Source organism: Ancrocorticia sp., from assembly GCF_052089425.1.
In the GTDB taxonomy this organism is placed as follows: Bacteria; Actinomycetota; Actinomycetes; order Actinomycetales; family Actinomycetaceae; genus Ancrocorticia.
The window spans coordinates 17,513-35,131 of the sequence record NZ_JBQCZW010000006.1 but is presented as its reverse complement, the minus strand read 5'-3'; the positions used below and the strand labels follow the sequence as shown (position 1 = coordinate 35,131).

The following is a 17,619-nucleotide window of genomic DNA, read 5'->3' as shown; positions in this document are numbered from 1 at the left end:
GCATGTCCATTTTTCTCAATGCGCAGTCCCGAGTGATCGTCCAAGGGATGACGGGCTCTGAGGGCCAAAAGCACACGCGCCGCATGCTTGGTTCTGGCACCGCGATTGTTGGCGGAGTAAACCCACGCAAAGCGGGAACGTCCGTAGAATTCGATGTTGTTCCTGTTGGGCCGGGCGCTGAAAGCCGCGATGCGGGAACCATTTCGGTTCCCGTGTTTGGCACGGTGGCCGATGCTAAGGCTCAAACCGGCGCCAGCGTTTCGGTGATCTTCGTTCCGCCCGCTCACGCCAAGAGTGCAGTGATCGAGGCCGTGGATGCGGCCATGGAGCTGGTTGTCATCATCACCGAGGGTATACCGGTGGCCGATTCCTCCGAGTTCTACACGTACGCGGCTCACAAGGGCGTACGCCTGATTGGTCCGAACTGCCCTGGCATCATCACGCCGGGGGAGTCCAATGTGGGCATCACCCCGGCGGACATTACGGGTTCCGGCAAGATCGGCCTTGTGTCCAAATCAGGCACGCTCACGTACCAGATGATGCACGAACTGTCCGATATCGGCTTCACCACCTGCATCGGCATCGGGGGAGACCCGGTGATTGGGACTACCCACATCGATGCACTCGAAGCGTTCGAAGCAGATCCTGACACCGAGCTGATCCTCATGATCGGGGAAATCGGTGGAGACGCAGAAGAGCGGGCAGCCGCCTACATCAGTGAACACGTGACCAAGCCGGTTGTTGGCTATGTTGCGGGATTCACCGCCCCGGAGGGTAAGACGATGGGCCATGCCGGCGCGATCGTTTCGGGTTCGGCGGGGACAGCTGCCGCCAAGCAGGAAGCGTTGGAGGCCGTGGGCGTGAAGGTGGGCCGCACACCCAGCCAGAGTGCTCAGATTGCTAGAGAACTACTCCTTCGCGGATAACCTGAACCACCCGAAAATCGGCGTCAAGCACCACGGCATTGGGCTTGACGCCGATCTCGTATGTCAGGGTGACACCCTTGGCTGCCCGACCCTCGCGCAGCAGCGAGGCAGCGCGAACTGGCCCCGATACGGTTGCGCGGACAATCTGCGGGAGGCTGAGCGCCCCGCGCTGGCCCATGAGAGCCACCTGATCCGAAAGCTTGGAACATCCGCCAGCGATCGTGGAGCTGCCAGCCAGCCGGGCTGCACCATCCTTGACCTCTACGTCCAGTCCGCCCAGTTGATAGGCCCCCTCTGGCATCCCAGCCGCGGCCATCGCGTCCGTGACGAACACTGCGGTTCCCGCGAGATCCAGATAGTCCACCAGATCCTCCACGAGCTCGGGCGCCAGATGTACGCCATCGGCAATGAGCTCCACGCTGATCTCACCGCGTTTGGCACCCTGAATGAACTCGCGCACCGGCCCCGGAGCGCGATGGGACAGCGGCGGCATGGCGTTGAATAGGTGCGTGGCGGTTTGGCGAATTGTGGCTGAGTGGGAGGCTTCCTGAACAACACCCGCCATCGCCTGAGCTGCCTGATCCGCCGTGGCGCTCGTGTGGCCCCAAGAGGGTTTGGCACCGTGAGCTAGAAGCATCGCGGCTACCTCGGCGGCGTGAGGGATTTCCGGGGCTACCGTCATGGTCCGGATCCAGCCGTCGCCGGCCCGTAGCCAGGTCTCGAGCTCCGCAAGGTTGCCGTCCCTGATCGCCTCAGGATTCTGTGCGCCTGCCTTGTGTGGGGAGACGAACGGCCCCTCCATGTGGATTCCGGCCAGCTCCCCACTCTGGCAGAAGGGAACGAGTGCACGGATGGCGGGCAATGGATCAACCATGGACACGAGGGATGCCACGAGCGCAGTGGTGCCCGCGTTTCGGTGGGCCTCGATGCCACGCGCTATCGCCTCCGGCTCAAGATCATCGGGGAAGGAGGTGCCGCCGCCTCCGTGGCAGTGCAGATCCACGAGCCCGGGAATGATGTAGCCGGCGGGGGCGGGGCCATCGGCTCGAATGATCTCCCGAATCCGCCCCTCGCCGTCCAGCACGAGGCCATGACCAGCCACGTTTCCGTAGCCGTCCAGCACCAGTCCGTCAAATCTGCGTCCGCTGGCAGGGGCTCCGGACTCACTCATGACAGCCCATCCCAGCGCTCGCGGTACAGATCGGCGAAGCGCAGCCGGCGCGCCGCCTCCTCATCCGTGAGCACATAGACGTTGGGATGCATCTGCATGATGGTGCAGGGCCACGAGGCACTGATCGGCCCTTCGACGAGCTGGCCAACTGCCTCGGCCTTCCCAGAGCCGAAGGCCATGAGCAGGAGCACCTTCGCTTCCATGATGGTGCCGAGTCCCTGAGTGATACAGGTGCTTGGCACGGCATCGGGATCATCCCCGAAGTATCGGGAGTTGTCGCGCTTCGTGGAGGAAGCCAGAACCTCAACACGCGTGCGGGAAACGAGGGATCCGCCCGGTTCGTTGAACCCGATGTGCCCATCGGAACCCAGCCCCAAGATCTGCAGGTCAACGCCCGCCGCGTGTACTGCGCCATCGTAGGCGCGGGCAGCTGCATGGGGATCATCCGCCAAGCCATCGGGAGTGTGCAGGGTGGCCTCGGTTAGCCCCGTCTGTCCCAAGAGTTCACGGCGCAGAACGTTGCGGTAGAGCTCCGGGTGTTCTCCATCCAACCCCACGTATTCGTCAAGTGCGTAGGCGGACGTCGCAGAAAAGCTGCCCCGTGCCCACGCCTCCCTCAACTGCGCGTACAGGCCGAGAGGCGTGGAACCTGTTGCCACCCCGAGAGTGTCGTGGGGATGATCGATGACGATCTGAGCTGCAGCTTTGGCTGCCTCGTCGCTCGATGGGAAGATACCGATGTGCATAATCCACCTTCTGTACTTTGAACACTGAGTCAGTCCGGCGATCATAGACCGTGCTGTGTCACATGACCTCCTAGGTCACACAAAACGATTCTAGAGTTTCGAGTCAGTTAATACGATGAGTTCACGAGAGTTCGAGCATGCGGCTCTTTCGCGACACGCCGCGGCAACATGGGGTCCGCACAGCTGTTGAAAGGGAACCATTAGAACCGATGAGTACCGACTATCCTCGCAGGACCTTCGCAGCCGTTACGGCCGTCATTCAGCCCATCGTGTTTAGCTGGATTGCCACCGCGCTTGTGGCCATCCTTTGCTACACGGTCACGGCATCGTCCCCCGCACTCAGCGCGGTGACGTGGCAGGATTCGGCGCGCTTGGGAACATCGCTGTGGCTCTTGGCATTCGGCGGTCCACTGGAGATCGGCGGGGCCACGATCGGGATGATGCCCCTTCTGGTGAGCGCCGTGTTCGGCTTCGCCATCTACCGATGGATGCGCCGTTACGAGATCACCGGGTGGCTCGATATTGGCATCAGCGGCCTCGCCGCATTCCTCGTCACTACGCTCATCGGGCTGATCGGCCTTCCCGGTTCGATCCCCGCGTTGGGTGGCCTAGGCGCCGCCGTGATCACGGTAATATGCGGGCTCTTGGCACGGCCGAAGCCGCCGTGGCTGTCGCGCGCGTGGGCTATCACGTGGCCAGTCATGCTGGCGCTGAGCGGCCTAGCTATCGGAGCGCTTGCGGTGAGCCTTGTGACCGGCTGGGATCGCGTGCAGGAGATCCAGAACTATTACCTTCTGGGCGGCCTATCCACTGTGGTGTTCGCGATCGCGCAACTCCTGTTCCTGCCCAACGTGCTCATCTGGGCGCTGGCTTACGTGTCTGGTGTGGGCTTCGCGGTGGGTGAAGGTACCGCGTTTTCGCCGTTCGGCGTGAGCGCCGCCCCGCTGCCCGCCCTCCCTATTCTGGGGGCGCTGCCCACTCCGGATCTCACCCTTCCATGGATCATCGCCCTTCCTATTGCCTGCGGCATCGGCATCGGCCTGTGGCGCACCAAGCCGTCCCTCAAGGAGAGCGCTCGTGATGGCGGGATCGCTTTCCTGATCATCCTGATCTCCACCGCGTTGGTGGGGGCGTTGGCCAGCGGCGGTATCGGTCCGGGCCGTATGACAGCCGTGGGCATCGTGCCGCCGTTGTTCGGCATTGTGTTGGCCGCCGAAGCGGGCGGAGGCCTTTTACTGGGCCTGCTTTTCCGGCCCACCGTTGAGAAGATCCGCGAAAGCCGCAGCAAGGATGATAGCCTGCCCGAGTGAAGCAGCTGCATACGTGTGCAAGTCCAGCCCGCCTTGTTGTCATGGTGTCCGGCGCCGGTTCGAACATGCAGGCCCTGCTGGAGGCCAGCGCCGATCCTGCCTTCGGAGCCCAGATCGTGGCCGTTGGCGCGGACCGTGAGGGCACCCGCGGCCTCGAGATAGCCGAATCGGCGGGAATTCCCACCTTCGTGGAGAAGCTGGGAGCCTACCCGAACCGCGAGGAGTGGGACGGCGCGCTTGCTGTGAAGGTGGGGGAGTTCTCCCCTGACCTTGTGGTGTTGGCCGGCTTCTTGAAGCTCGTAGGGCCTCAGGTTCTCACGGCCTTCCCCGGCCGCGTGATCAATACGCATAACGCACTGCTCCCGGCCTTCCCGGGTGTCCACGGCCCAGCGGACGCACTCGCGCACGGGGTCAAGATCAGCGGCGCCACCCTGTTTATCGTGGATCCGGGGATGGATACCGGCGCGATTCTAGCGCAGGTCACGTGCCCGGTTTTTGACGACGACGACGAAGCGTCCCTCTTGGACCGCATCAAAACCGTGGAACGCGAACAGCTAGTCAGTGTGGTAGGCGCCATGTCTCGTCAGGGCTGGTGGATGGAGGGCCGCAAGGCCGGACTTTGCTAGACTGATTCCGGCCGCGACTGGCGTAGAAGATGGTTACCATCGGGGAGCGGCATGACGAACAAGCCGCGCGCCTGGGCATGAAAGGTAGATCATGCCAAAGGCACTCATTTCCGTTTATGACAAGCAGGGCTTGGAAGAACTAGCAGCCGGGCTTCAGGGCGCTGGATGGGACATCATTTCCACCGGGTCAACAGCCAAGGCGATCGCCGCAGCCGGCGTGCCGGTCACTCCCGTTGAGGACGTCACTGGCTTTCCCGAATGCTTCGACGGCCGCGTCAAGACGCTGCATCCGAAGATCCACGGCGGCATTCTGGCCAAGCGGGATACACACGCGGCCCAGATGGCCGAGCTGGGGATTGAGCCGATCGATCTGGTGATCGTGAATCTGTACCCGTTCGAGGAAACTGTTGCGAGTGGGGCCAGCTCGGCAGAATGCATTGAGCAGATCGATATTGGCGGACCAACCATGGTCCGAGCGGCGGCAAAGAACCACGCGAGCGTTGCCGTCGTCGTCGATCCTCATCAATATCCCAACGTCCTCCACGCGGTATCGGACGGGCAATTCACGGACGAATTCCGGGCCCAACTCGCGGCCGAGGCGTTCGCGCACACGGCGGCCTACGATATGGCGGTGGCCGGGTGGATGAGCAAGCCGCTCCGGTACGGCGAAAACCCGCATCAGGGCGCCGGTGTGTTTGCCTCAGGTAGCGCCGGGCTGGCGAACGCGCAGCAGTTGGGTGGCAAGGAGATGAGCTACAACAACTATCAGGATACGGATGCGGCGATCCGTGCGGCGTGGGACCACAGTGAACCCTGCGTGGCCATCATCAAGCACGCTAATCCGTGCGGGGTGGCCGTGGGAGCGGACGTGGCCGAGGCGCATCGTCTGGCCCACGCATGCGATCCCGTGTCCGCCTACGGCGGGGTGATTGCTACGAACCGCGAGGTCAGTTTAGAGCTGGCGCAGCAGGTCAAGCCGATTTTTACCGAGGTGATTGCCGCCCCCTCGTATGCCCCAGAAGCTCTCGAGCTGCTCCAGACCAAGAAGAACCTGCGGATTCTTGACGTAGTGAACGATCAGCCAGCCTTCGATTACCATCCCATCAGCGGCGGCATGCTGGTTCAGGAACGCGATCGCCTTCAGGCCCCCGGGGACGATCCGGCGAACTGGACGCTCGCGGCCGGGCAGGCCGCCGATGCGGCCACCCTTGCCGATCTGGCCTTCGCATGGCGCACCGTTCGGGCCGTCAAGTCCAATGCAATCCTTCTGGCCTCCGGCGGGGCCACCGTTGGTGTGGGCATGGGGCAGGTCAACCGCGTGGATTCGTGCCGGCTGGCCGTGGAGCGGGCGGGGGAGCGGGCACATGGTTCCGTTGCTGCCTCCGATGCCTTCTTCCCGTTTGCCGATGGATTCCAGGTGCTGGCGGCGGCCGGAATTCGCGCCGTTGTGCAGCCCGGAGGCTCCATCCGCGATGACGAAGTGATTGCAGCTGCGGCTGAGGCCGGGGTGACAATGTACCTCACGGGATCGCGTCACTTCTTCCACTAGTTACGCGCGAGTAGGCGGGACTTCTGGTCAAATCTGTGCCTGTGCGTCGGCTAGTCTGGTGGGGTAGCAAACCAGAAAGGACAGCATGATGACGTTGCAGCTCATTGAGCGTTCGATCGATCAGGCAAACGCCTGGATCGAAGCTTCGAAGGCTTACCCGAATTCCCGCGCCGCGGCCCTTCTGGCCGATGTACTTCACCATGAGGACGGGCTGGATTACACCGTTTCATTCGTGGACGGTGTAATTCGGCCGGAGGATCCGAAGGTTGCCTCACACAACCTGAAGAAGCTCGCTTCACGCAACGTCTCCTTCCTGCCCGCATGGCTCTCCGCTCCCGCGAAGATCGGTGGCTCCATCGCCCCAGGTGCCCCGGCACTCGCGGCCGCTGCCGCCCAGAAGGTGTTCTCCACGCTTGTGGGCGATCTGGTTGTGGATGCCACGCCTGAGAAGCTGGGAGGTGCGATCGAGGCGCTGCGTGATGATGGGTCCCGTCTCAACATCAACCTGTTGGGTGAGGCGGTGATGGGGGATAAGGAGGCCGAACGGCGCATGGCCGCCACCCGTGAACTCATCGAACGCCCCGATGTGGATTACGTGTCCCTCAAGGTGTCCTCCGTGATTGGGCCGCATGCGCCCTACGGTCACCGTGCGGCGGTGGCGAACGCCGTGGAGAAGCTGCTTCCTGTGTTCCGGCTGGGTGCGGCAACGGGAACCTTCATCAACTTGGACATGGAGGAGTACAAGGATCTCGATCTAACAATCGATGTGTTCACCAACATTCTGGATCGCGATGAGCTCCTCACTTACCGCGCGGGAATCGTGCTGCAGGCCTACCTGCCAGACGCCCGCGGGCGGCTGGCCGATCTGACCGAGTGGGCGCACGAGCGCCGTGAACGGGGCGGTGCCCCCATTAAGGTCCGGCTGGTCAAGGGCGCTAACCTTTCGATGGAATTGGTGGATGCCGTCATTCACGGGTGGGAGCTCACGGTTGAGCCCTCCAAGGTGGCCACCGATGCCAACTACATGGCCGTGCTGTCCGATGCCTTGGTGCCCGAGCGCCTCGATTCGGTCAACATTGGCGTGGCGGGCATGAACCTGTACACGCTGTCCTACGCCCTGACCCTCATGGAGGATCGCGGAATTCCGTTGGACGGGCGTGTTGATGTGGAAATGCTGGCAGGCATGGCCACCCCGCAATCACGCGCCGTGCGCGATGCGATCGGGCCGCTCCTGTTCTATGTACCTGTTGTGCGTCCCACCGAATACGATGTGGCGGTTGCCTATCTGGTGCGCAGGTTGGAGGAAAACTCCGCCCCGGACAACTTCATGTCCAACGTGTTCGATCTTGACAAGGATTCGGTGCGCGATCATGAGGCCGATACGTTCAGGGCTGCCGCCGATCTTATGGCATCCGATGCCCTACACTTCGGGCCCAACCGCCTGCAGGATCGCCACATACCTGCCACCATCGCCGATGGCTTCGATAACGCACCGGATACCGATCCGTCTCTCATGGCCAACATCGAATGGGCAGAGGACATTGCCGGACGCATGAAGTCCAGCACGCTGGGTAGCGGCATTGTGGATCTCATATCTACGCCCGAGGAGATCGATCAGGCGATCGCTAAGGTGCGCCGCGCCCAAGTGACGTGGGCACAGAAGTCCGGTGCCGAACGCGGCGCCGTGTTGCGCGCGGTGGGTCAGGGCCTAGAAAAACATCGCGGTGATCTCATCGAGGTTGCCGGATCGGAGGCGGGCAAGCTGTTCGATCAGGGCGATGTGGAAGTATCAGAGGCCACCGATTTCGCCCTGTACTACGCGAGCCTTGCCGAACAGCTCGATTCGCTTGAGGGTGCAACCTATTCACCCGTTCAAGCCACTCTTGTGACGCCGCCGTGGAACTTCCCGATGGCCATTCCTGCCGGTGGCGCTCTGGCGGCGCTGGCCGCCGGGTCAGGCGTGCTGTTCAAGCCCGCCTATCTGACGCGCCGCACTGGGGCTTTGCTGGCGCAGATCATGTGGGAGGCCGGCGTTCCTCGGGATCTGCTGGCCCTCATTGATCTGGACCGCGCGCACTCCTCAACGCTGGGAGAGCAGCTGGTGCGCCAAGCCGATCAGGTGATCCTCACGGGAAGCACGGAAACTGCCGAGCGTTTCCGTTCGTGGCGTCCCGATCTGCGTCTATTCGCGGAAACGTCCGGGAAGAATGCCGTAATTGTGACGGCGCAGGCGGATATGGATCTGGCGGTCAAGGATGTTGTCACGAGTGCCTTCGGGCACGCCGGGCAGAAGTGTTCGGCTGCCTCGCTGGTGATCCTCGTGGGTTCGGCCGGATTCTCCAAGCGCTTCCAGCGGCAGTTGGTAGATTCGGTGCGCTCTCTCAAACTCGGCTACCCGTGGGACCTGTCCACTCAGATGGGGCCGTGTGTGGAGGAACCGCACGGTAAACTGCTCAACGGCCTGACACAGCTTGGACCGGGAGAGAAATGGGTGATCAAGCCGGAGCGCGTGGACGATAAGCTGTGGAGCCCCGGTGTGCGCACCGGAGTTCAGCCCGGCAGCGAATACCATATGACCGAATACTTCGGACCAATCCTTGGCATCATGCGTGCGGATACGTTAGAGGAAGCTGTTGAGTGGCAGAACGCCGTTGATTTCGGCTTGACGGCCGGAATCCATTCGCTCGATTCGGATGAGATCGGATACTGGCTCGATAACGTTGAAGCCGGCAATGTGTACGTGAACCGCACCATCACCGGCGCGATCGTCCGCCGCCAACCGTTCGGCGGGTGGAAGCGCTCCAGCGTGGGTGCCGGCACGAAGGCCGGCGGTCCCAACTACCTCATTGGGCTGGGCCATGTGGAACCGGATTTCACTGCGGAGCTGCCCAAGCAGATCCATATTGCGAGCGATGTCTTGCGTAAGGCGCGCAATGTTGCCTCCACGATGTCCTTCATCGATCAGGAGCGCTTCGTTCGGATTATTCGCGGGATGGACGGCGCGCGCGAATCCGAGTTCTCGCAGGTCCATGACCCCTCCCAACTGGGTGTGGAGAAGAATTGCTTCCGTTACCGGCCAGCCAAGGGCGTCATTATCCGCCTGAGCGAAGGCGGCAACCTCGGCGATCTTTTGGCGCTGGCCGCCGGTGCGCTCTCGGTTGGCTGCAGCTTCCAAATCTCCACCTTCGCACCGCTCTCGCGGCAGATGGCGGAGTATTTGGGTGCCGTTCCCGTGACGGTTGAATCAGATGCTGCCTTCGAACAGTACATGGCCGCCCACCGCACAACGCCGGACGGTATGCGAATCAGGCTAGTGGAGGGTGATGCCACTCGGTTGGCCGAAGCTGTTGAAGGAAGTATCGATGTTGCAATCTACAGCGATCCGATCACGGCATCGGGCCGCGTGGAGCTTCTGCCGTTCGTGTTCGAGCAGGCCGTGTCCGCCACCAATCACCGGTTCGGCAACTCGACACGGCTGCTGGACGGGGTGCTCTAGTAGCTAGGACGCGTGGATGGCGGCGGTCGTTTGGGCCGCCGCCATCTGCTTGCGTAGTGCCTTTCTTGCCCGTGAGGTCTCACGCGGGGCGTCTATCCCCAGAAACGCTCCGCTCTCCCATCGGATGCTTAGGCCCTCGCGCACACCGGTATCAGCCTGCGGAACCTCGCCGATCAGCGTGATCTCGTGCCCGAACTGTGTGGAGAACACTTCGGGTGGTGCCGGGCGGGGTTCGCTCTCTCCCATGATGCAGGCGGCCAGTCGTCCGGCATCGCTGAGGGCTTGTGTCCAGTGCCCGCCGGGGAGCCCGCCCAGATCGGCGCAATCCCCGGCGGCATACAGGCTAGGGATCTCGGTTCCTTCTTCGTCTAGAACGCAGCCCTCGGATGTCGCTTGAAGGGCCCCGCGGGCCGTGCGTGCGCCCACGGGCAGGAAATCCACCGTGGGGCGGGCGCCGGTTGCCTGAACCAGAACGTCGCAGTTCCCGCCGGGGTAGGGCTGGTTGAGATGGACGTTCACGCCAGCTTCTTCGCACCATGTCCCCCAGATGTCATCCACCGTGCCGTGGAACGTGCGGTCCAAGAAGTGTTGGCTGGCTTCCCACACGTTCACTGAGGCGCCGATGGCGCTGGCCACAGATGCCACCTCCATGCCGATCCACCCGGCGCCCACTACGTGGACCGTGCTGCCGGGCGTGATGGAGGCGCGCAGTGCCCGGGCATCCTGAAGGGTGTACAGCGTGGAGGCTCCGGCAATGGACTGCACTGGCCGGGCGCCAGAGGCGATGATCAGCACGTCCACCGGTGTGCCGTCCACAAACCATGTGCCATCGCGAGTGATAGTGCGGGCCTCGCCACACACGTCCACGGCCAGCTCGTCTAGATCGCCCAAGCCATCGTCAGCTAACAGGTGATGGAAGTCTCCAAAAAGTTCCTTGGAAAGCGGGGGACGGTCGTATGGCGGCACGCCCTCGGCGTTCCAGCCGACGATAGTGCCGGTGAATCCGCGTGCTCTCAGCTCAGCGGCGGCACGCAATCCAGCCAATCCAATCCCAATGATTCCGATGGTTTGCATCTATACATGCTAGCTTGGACGCTATGGAACGAGTACCCCGGGACGGAACCTATATCTTCTTGGCGGGCTGGGTCATCCTGGTTACCGGACTCACCTTCGCCGCCTCTGCGGTGGTGTCTATGCGTGTGCTCGCGGCCAGCCTGCTGGTTTTCGGGCTGCTCCGTGCGTTCTTGCCGGCGGGTGCCGTGCCCGTGATTCGTTCCCGTTTTTTCGATGTGGCGTCCTATTGCGCTCTGGCGCTTGCACTGGCCTATCTCTCCGGTTGGGCTGATGTGGCACTGCGCTCATAACCGTTGCCAGCGCTGGCGTTGAGTAGAATATGCCCGTGGACCTGATCAACATCCTTTTTGTCCTTCTTTTCACGCTCATCGGCGGCATTTTCGCCGCATCCGAAATGGCCTTCGTCTCGCTTCGCGAATCTCAGATCGAGGAGATGGCCAAAAACAGCAAGGCTGGTGCCGCCGTCAAGCGCTTGACGGAGGATTCGAATCGCTTCCTTTCCGCCGTGCAGATCGGTGTGACGATCGCCGGGTTTTTCTCCGCGTCCTTTGGCGCCGCACAGATTGCGCCTTCGGTTGCCCCGCTCCTCCAAGATGCGGGCATGGGGCCATCGGCGGCCAGTACCACCGCTTTCATTCTGGTCACCATTGTCATCGCCTACATTTCGATTGTCTTCGGCGAATTGGTTCCCAAGCGCATCGCCATGCAATCCGCGCAATCGTTGGCTCTTCTTGTGGTGTACCCACTTTCCGGTATCACGTTTATTTTGCGCCCCGTCATCTGGTTCTTGGGCGTATCCGTGAACTTCGTTCTGCGGCTTGTTGGCCGCGACCCTAAGGAACAGCGTGAGGTCATGGGAGCCGCCGAACTCCGAGCGTTCGTGGCCGGGCAGGAATCGATCGCGGCTCAGGAACGCACCATGGTGGTGGATATGCTTTCGGTGGGGGATCGCTCCGTCCAAGAGATCATGACGCCACGCACGGAAGTGGAGTTCTTTTCCGCGGATACCCCGATTCAGGCGGCTCAGCAGGAGATTGCGAAGTTGGGGCACTCACGTTATCCGGTGCGCGAGGGAAATTCGGACGACGACGTCGTAGGCTTCATCCATATCCGCGACCTTCTCAACCCCTCACAGGATGTGACAACCGTGGGGGATCTGGTTCGTCCCATTATGTTCTTCCCCACGGGGAAGCTCGTGCTGGCCGCGATGACGGAGTTGCGCGCCGCTCACGAGCACCTTGCAGTGATTGTTGACGAATACGGCGGGACCGATGGCATCATCACTCTAGAAGATGCCGTCGAGGAGTTTGTGGGTGAGATCCGCGATGAATACGATCGCGAATCTCCCAAGTTCATCAAGCGTGGAGACAGCCGTGATGTTGACGGGCTGGCCGGGCGCGCCGAAGTGGTCAAGATCCTCGGGATTGATCTTCCGGAGGGCCCCTTTGACACTCTGGCGGGCTTTGTTGTGGATGAGCTTGGCCGGATGCCGCAGATCGGTGATGCCGTGGAATGGGGAGGCTTCCGCTTCACGGTGCAGTCCATGGACAGCCGCCGCATCGAATGGCTGCGCGTCCAGGAGCTCGTGCCGGCTGATACGGACGAAGCGGAAACCAACGCGGAAAACCAGCAGTAATGTGTGGGGACGGGAAGCCCCGTGGCGTGACGTTTCGCAATTCCAGCGTGAGCTTTGGCGGAGTTGCGCGCAAATTATCTTCACGTCGAGTAATCTGTCCTGTGTAGCTCAGTGAGTGATAGTTAGCGAGGAGAACCTAATGGCGAAAATCAAGGTGAATGGTCCCGTTGTTGAAATCGACGGAGACGAGATGACCCGCATCATCTGGCAGGACATCCGTGACCGGCTGATCCTGCCCTATTTGGATGTGGATCTGCGTTACTACGATCTGTCCATTCAGAACCGCGATGCGACTGATGATCAGGTGACTGTTGACGCCGCCAACGCCATCAAGGAACACAACGTGGGGGTCAAGTGCGCAACGATCACTCCCGATGAAGCCCGTGTCAAGGAATTCGATCTGAAGAAGATGTGGCGGAGCCCGAACGGCACCATCCGCAACATCTTGGGCGGCGTCGTGTTCCGCGAGCCCATTATCATGAACAACATTCCCCGCCTTGTTCCCGGCTGGACCAAGCCCATCGTGATTGGGCGCCATGCCCATGGCGATCAGTACAAGGCCACGGATTTCAAGGTGCCGGGCGCAGGAACGGTCACCATCAGCTACACGCCGAAAGATGGTTCTGAGCCGATCGAGATGGAAGTATGTCAGATGCCCGAATCTGGCGGCGTTGTCATGGGCATGTACAACTTCTACGAGTCCATCCGAGATTTCGCACGCGCCTCCTTCAACTACGGCCTAATGCGCAACTACCCCGTGTATCTCTCCACGAAGAACACGATTCTTAAGTCCTATGACGGGGCCTTCAAGGATTTGTTCCAAGAGGTGTTCGATAATGAATACAAGGAGAAGTTTGAGGCCGCTGGCCTCACCTACGAGCACCGCCTCATCGATGACATGGTGGCCGCTAGCCTCAAGTGGGAGGGCGGCTACGTGTGGGCCTGCAAGAACTACGATGGTGATGTCCAGTCCGATACGGTCGCTCAGGGCTACGGATCACTCGGTCTCATGAAGTCCGTGCTCATGACCCCAGATGGCAAGACCGTGGAAGCTGAGGCAGCACACGGCACCGTCACCCGCCACTACCGTCAGCACCAGCTGGGTAATCCCACGTCCACGAACCCGATTGCCTCGATCTTCGCGTGGACCGGCGGCCTGCGCCATCGCGGGGAGCTGGACAATACCCCAGAGGTGGTGAACTTCGCCGATACCCTTGAGCAAACCATCATCGATACCGTTCAGGGGGGCAAGATGACGAAGGATCTGGCTCTGCTGGTTGGCGGCGATCAAGAGTTCCTCACAACGGAGAATTTCATGAATACTCTGGATGAGAATCTCCGCGCGCGTCTCAAGTAGCGCGTCTCAAGTAATTGAAGCCCGTGGCAGGGTTCTGGTACCTCACGTAGCCTTGGCGGTGAAATCGAGTCTGAATCTCACCGAGAGGACACTATGTCTTGGCTAAAGAAGGCCGGAATCCTGCCTTGGGTTCTCCTCGCCATCGTTCTGGGCATCCTTTGTGGCCAGTTCTTCAACGCACCCGTGGCGCGGATATTTGTTACATTTAACGATCTATTCTCACAATTCCTTAACTTCTCCATCCCGCTCATCATCGTGGGACTGGTTATTCCCGCTATTGCCGATCTGGGCAGGGGCGCTGGCAAGTGGTTGGGGATCACCACGGCGATCGCCTACGGTTCGACAGTCATCGTTGCGTTCCTGACCTATTTCACCTGCAAGGCGCTCTACCCCCACATCCTTGAGGCTGGCGCTTTTGATCAGGTGGAGGAAACAACGGATGGGCTCACCGCCTATTTCTCTATCGAGATGCTCCCCGTGTTTGATGTGATGACGGCACTCCTCGTGTCCTTTGTTGTGGGAATCGGTATTGCGCTGGTGCCCAAGGGCACCATGCGTAAGGGATTTGTCGAGTTCCGGCTGATTATCACCGGCCTGATCGAAAAGGTCATCATCCCGCTGCTGCCATTGCATATCTTCGGTATCTTCCTCAATCTGACGATGACCGGTGAAGTTGCTGCGATCATTTCCGTGCTTCTCAAGGTTGTTGTCCTCGTGATCGCACTGGAAGTAGTGATCCTGCTCATCCAGTTCATCACTGCTGGCGCTATCGCGAAGAAGAACCCGTTCAAGGCACTCCTTGGCATGCTGCCGGCCTACGCCACGGCCCTCGGAACCTCTTCCTCAGCGGCAACTATTCCGGTGACGCTCCGTCAGACACTGAAGAACGGCGTCTCCAAGCCGGTGGCAAGCTTCGTTGTTCCATTGTGCGCGACCATCCACCTGTCCGGTTCCGCCTCGAAGATCACCGCCTTCTCCATGGCGATCATCATTGTCAATGGGCTGCCAGTGAGTACCGCACAGTTCATCGGTTTCCTCTTCATGCTGGGCATCATCATGGTGGGAGGCCCCGGTGTGCCTGGTGGTGCCATCATGGCCGCCGTTGGCATCCTTCAATCGATGCTTGGGTTCGGGGACGCGGATATCGGCCTCATGATTGCCACCTACATCGCCCTTGATTCCTTCGGGACCGCCACCAACGTGACGGGCGACGGCGCTATTGCGATGGTGATCGATAAGCTCGCCGGCAAGGAACTGAAAGAAACCGACGATGCATCCGAATTCGATGAGGACGCATACATCGCCAGCATTAGAGAGTGAACTCGGTCAGTTCCTCCTGATATGAACGATCCCCAACGGCGTACAGCACTTCGGTCAGGCCCAGCCACCATGGATCGTACGAGAGGCGAGTTTCCATATCTATCTGTTCGTCCATGTGACTGACCGGATGGACTTGGAGCTCGCCTTCTCTCATGCCCACGTAGGAGCTTGTTTGCTTGCCCGCGGTGATCTGGGCGGACAATTCATCAATCGCGGCAGAGGTGAGCTGGACAGCGAGTGTGCGGTCAAAGGGAGAGGGGTTTCCTCCCTGCTGCATGTGGCCAAGGACGGCTGGGCGGACGTCAAAGATCCCATCGCCTTCCGCGGCGAAAACCCGAGTAATGAGATCCGTGGTGTAGTAGGGAGAAGCCGCCTCGTTGCGCACCACAAGGTAGAGCCTGCGCCCCCTCGTAAATGTGGCCACCATTGCCTTGGCATCGTGGGTGAGCTGATCGAGCGTGATTCCCGTTTCGTTCAGATACACTTGCTCGGCCCCCGAGGATATTCCGCTCATCAGCGCTAGGTATCCGCACCGCCGGCCCATGGTTTCGGCCACGAAGCAACGCCGTGACGCTGAAGCGGATTGTTTGATCCGATCCAGAGTTTCGGTGACGTTGTTGAGTGCAGTATCTGCTCCGATGGACAGCTCGGATCCGGGCAGGTTGTTATCGATTGATGCTGGTACGCACACAAATGGAATCTTGAAGGCAGGGTAACGGTTGCGTTCGTGCAGCATCTCCCAGACGGCCTGGTACCCGGAGAATCCTCCGATCATGAGTACCGCGTCAATCTGGTGCTGTTCGAGCACTCGTCCCAGCGCGTAGTACTGATCGATCGTGGGAATGGTGCGTCTGGTCCCAAGTTCGGCACCTCCCGTTCCCGTCCACAGATCAACCTGCGCCCATGTGAGCTCGTGGATACGTTCGTCAAGGAGTCCGGGAAAGCCACCATCAACCCCCAACATGGTGAAGCCGCGATCCTCGCCAAGACGCACAGCGGCCCGTGCCGCGGTATTCATGCCGGGTGCAAGCCCGCCGGCATGCAGGAGGGCAACCCGTGGGCGGCGCCCGGCAGATGAGGGGAGCGAATGCTCTGCCGGGGACGAGTGATCCGGGTGTACGGGGGAGGAGAGCTTCTCAAAGGTCGAGATCATGGACTTGTAACTGGCACCCCGTGAAGCCACTGCCTCATCGTATTCGCCCTGTTCGAGGTGGTTCTTGACCGCGCGGGTGTTCGCAACGGCCTCCATCATGGGAATGGCCGTCACCCTATTGTGGCGTGTGGCGATGATATGGGATTGATGGTGTTCATCTGCGCGCAGCACGTCCAGAGCGGCCGAGTATCCGAGCAGAGTGGGCATCCATCTGTCATAGGCCGATGGCGTTCCGCCGCGCTGGACATGGCCAAGCGAGGTGACACGTACATCCTCCCCAAGGCGTTCGGTCAACAGGTCGCGGACATCTGCCGCGTGAATGGGTGCGCCGGCGCGATCTTTGGCACCCTCAGCCACAACGATGATTGAATCGCGCCTACCTGCGGCGCGCCCGGCCCGCAGCTTGTCACACAGTTCGTCCTCCCAGCCCACCGGCGGCGGCATCTCCGGGATAAATGTGTAATCACATCCTCCTGAAATGGCGCCCATCAGCGCCAAGTACCCGCAGTTCCGCCCCATAACCTCCACAATGAAGGTGCGTTGGTGGGCTGCGGCAGTGGAAGCCAGAGCATCGATGGCTTCGAGGATGCGATGGAGCGCGCTGTCCGCCCCGACCGTCATATCTGAACCAACAAGATCGTTATCGATTGATCCCACCACACCGGCCAGATGCGCCGTGTGATGGCGTGCTGCAAGATCTGGCTCCAGTTCTCCGGCCTGTACCAGTTCATCCACGAGACTCGGCCACTCCGAGCGCAGAGCGTCCGCACCCGTGAGGGTTCCATCCCCGCCGATCGCCACGATGCGATCGATGCCCAGACGAACGAGGTTCTTGACTGCGCGGCGCCGCCCGGCGCGCTCGCGAAACTCGCTGCACCGCGCCGTGCCGATCGTGGTGCCACCCAAATTGAGGATGCCCGATACATCGGACCATCCCATCTCGCGGATCAGATTGCCGCCTTCAACAGCGCCTCTCCAGCCTTCGTGGACCCCGTAGGGCACAGCGCCCTCGTGAATGGCCGTGCGAACAACAGCGCGAACAACCGCGTTCATTCCTTGGGCATCGCCGCCCGATGTGAGAACGGCGAGCTTGGTCCGCTCGGCGCCGTTACCCGTGTTTTGGTCTTCCACCGCACGGGATTCCTGCTGCGTATCGTCCATGGATCAAGACTACCGAACTGCCCACGGCGTAGATACGCATTTCGGCGTGCTCGCGGTGCGTTCGTCGTCGTCGGAAAACTCAGAATCTTCCCGA

Annotated in this window: 13 protein-coding genes and 1 riboswitch; of the genes, 9 read left to right on the top strand and 4 right to left on the bottom strand. The window is 61.1% G+C overall.

The features are described from left to right. Positions 1 to 2: 2 nt before the first annotated feature. Complete coding sequence (gene sucD, locus ACTHV6_RS03765) at positions 3 to 926, top strand: succinate--CoA ligase subunit alpha (protein ID WP_441385933.1); 924 nt, start codon at positions 3 to 5, stop codon at positions 924 to 926. On the opposite strand, the gene ACTHV6_RS03760 is transcribed toward sucD, so the two are convergent. Together ACTHV6_RS03760 and ACTHV6_RS03755 are read right to left on the bottom strand one after the other, a co-directional pair. Beyond that, the gene (locus ACTHV6_RS03760; RefSeq protein ID WP_441385932.1) at positions 901 to 2,097 is read right to left on the bottom strand and encodes an N-acetylglucosamine-6-phosphate deacetylase; all 1,197 of its coding nucleotides are present in this window, start codon (positions 2,095 to 2,097) and stop codon (positions 901 to 903) included. The genes sucD and ACTHV6_RS03760 overlap by 26 nt on opposite strands. Further along, positions 2,094 to 2,843 carry a glucosamine-6-phosphate deaminase gene (locus ACTHV6_RS03755; RefSeq protein WP_441385931.1) on the bottom strand — a complete coding sequence of 250 codons (750 nt, stop codon included), beginning with the start codon at positions 2,841 to 2,843 and terminating at the stop codon, positions 2,094 to 2,096. The genes ACTHV6_RS03760 and ACTHV6_RS03755 overlap by 4 nt, the downstream gene beginning before the upstream one ends. Before the next feature lie 209 nt (positions 2,844 to 3,052). Here ACTHV6_RS03755 and ACTHV6_RS03750 point away from each other — a divergent pair, with 209 nt between their 5' ends. The 4 genes from ACTHV6_RS03750 to ACTHV6_RS03735 all read left to right on the top strand — a co-directional run bounded on the left by ACTHV6_RS03750 (position 3,053) and on the right by ACTHV6_RS03735 (position 9,824). Continuing rightward, the gene (locus ACTHV6_RS03750) at positions 3,053 to 4,153 is read left to right on the top strand and encodes a cell division protein PerM (protein ID WP_441385930.1); all 1,101 of its coding nucleotides are present in this window, start codon (positions 3,053 to 3,055) and stop codon (positions 4,151 to 4,153) included. Continuing rightward, positions 4,150 to 4,779, top strand: a complete 630-nt coding sequence (gene purN / locus ACTHV6_RS03745) for a phosphoribosylglycinamide formyltransferase (protein WP_441385929.1) — start codon at positions 4,150 to 4,152, stop codon at positions 4,777 to 4,779. Before ACTHV6_RS03750 ends, purN begins: the two co-directional genes overlap by 4 nt. Before the next feature lie 3 nt (positions 4,780 to 4,782). Then, positions 4,783 to 4,863, top strand: a riboswitch (ZMP/ZTP riboswitch). 7 nt (positions 4,864 to 4,870) lie between these two features. Continuing rightward, a complete protein-coding gene (gene purH / locus ACTHV6_RS03740; protein WP_441385928.1) occupies positions 4,871 to 6,328 on the top strand; it encodes a bifunctional phosphoribosylaminoimidazolecarboxamide formyltransferase/IMP cyclohydrolase in 1,458 nt (485 codons plus the stop codon). An 85-nt stretch (positions 6,329 to 6,413) separates the two neighbouring features. Continuing rightward, positions 6,414 to 9,824 (top strand): bifunctional proline dehydrogenase/L-glutamate gamma-semialdehyde dehydrogenase, encoded by a 3,411-nt coding sequence (locus ACTHV6_RS03735; protein ID WP_441385927.1) that lies wholly within the window; start codon positions 6,414 to 6,416, stop codon positions 9,822 to 9,824. 3 nt (positions 9,825 to 9,827) lie between these two features. Here ACTHV6_RS03735 and ACTHV6_RS03730 read toward each other — a convergent pair whose 3' ends face one another. After that, positions 9,828 to 10,898: an FAD-dependent oxidoreductase gene (locus ACTHV6_RS03730; protein ID WP_441385926.1), complete on the bottom strand. Its 1,071-nt coding sequence runs from the start codon at positions 10,896 to 10,898 to the stop codon at positions 9,828 to 9,830. A gap of 23 nt (positions 10,899 to 10,921) precedes the next feature. On the opposite strand from ACTHV6_RS03730, the gene ACTHV6_RS03725 reads away from it, so the two are divergent. The 4 genes from ACTHV6_RS03725 to ACTHV6_RS03710 all read left to right on the top strand — a co-directional run bounded on the left by ACTHV6_RS03725 (position 10,922) and on the right by ACTHV6_RS03710 (position 15,211). Beyond that, positions 10,922 to 11,188: a DUF3017 domain-containing protein gene (locus ACTHV6_RS03725; RefSeq protein WP_441385925.1), complete on the top strand. Its 267-nt coding sequence runs from the start codon at positions 10,922 to 10,924 to the stop codon at positions 11,186 to 11,188. A 35-nt stretch (positions 11,189 to 11,223) separates the two neighbouring features. Then, positions 11,224 to 12,534 (top strand): hemolysin family protein, encoded by a 1,311-nt coding sequence (locus ACTHV6_RS03720; protein ID WP_441385924.1) that lies wholly within the window; start codon positions 11,224 to 11,226, stop codon positions 12,532 to 12,534. A gap of 139 nt (positions 12,535 to 12,673) precedes the next feature. Beyond that, positions 12,674 to 13,891, top strand: coding sequence for an NADP-dependent isocitrate dehydrogenase (locus ACTHV6_RS03715; RefSeq protein ID WP_441385923.1), 1,218 nt, complete (start codon positions 12,674 to 12,676; stop codon positions 13,889 to 13,891). Positions 13,892 to 13,984: 93 nt separating this feature from the next. Beyond that, positions 13,985 to 15,211: a dicarboxylate/amino acid:cation symporter gene (locus tag ACTHV6_RS03710; RefSeq protein WP_441385922.1), complete on the top strand. Its 1,227-nt coding sequence runs from the start codon at positions 13,985 to 13,987 to the stop codon at positions 15,209 to 15,211. Here ACTHV6_RS03710 and ACTHV6_RS03705 read toward each other — a convergent pair. Beyond that, a complete protein-coding gene (locus tag ACTHV6_RS03705; RefSeq protein WP_441385921.1) occupies positions 15,201 to 17,525 on the bottom strand; it encodes a 6-phosphofructokinase in 2,325 nt (774 codons plus the stop codon). The two genes, ACTHV6_RS03710 and ACTHV6_RS03705, sit on opposite strands and share 11 nt — an antisense overlap. Positions 17,526 to 17,619: the final 94 nt, after the last annotated feature.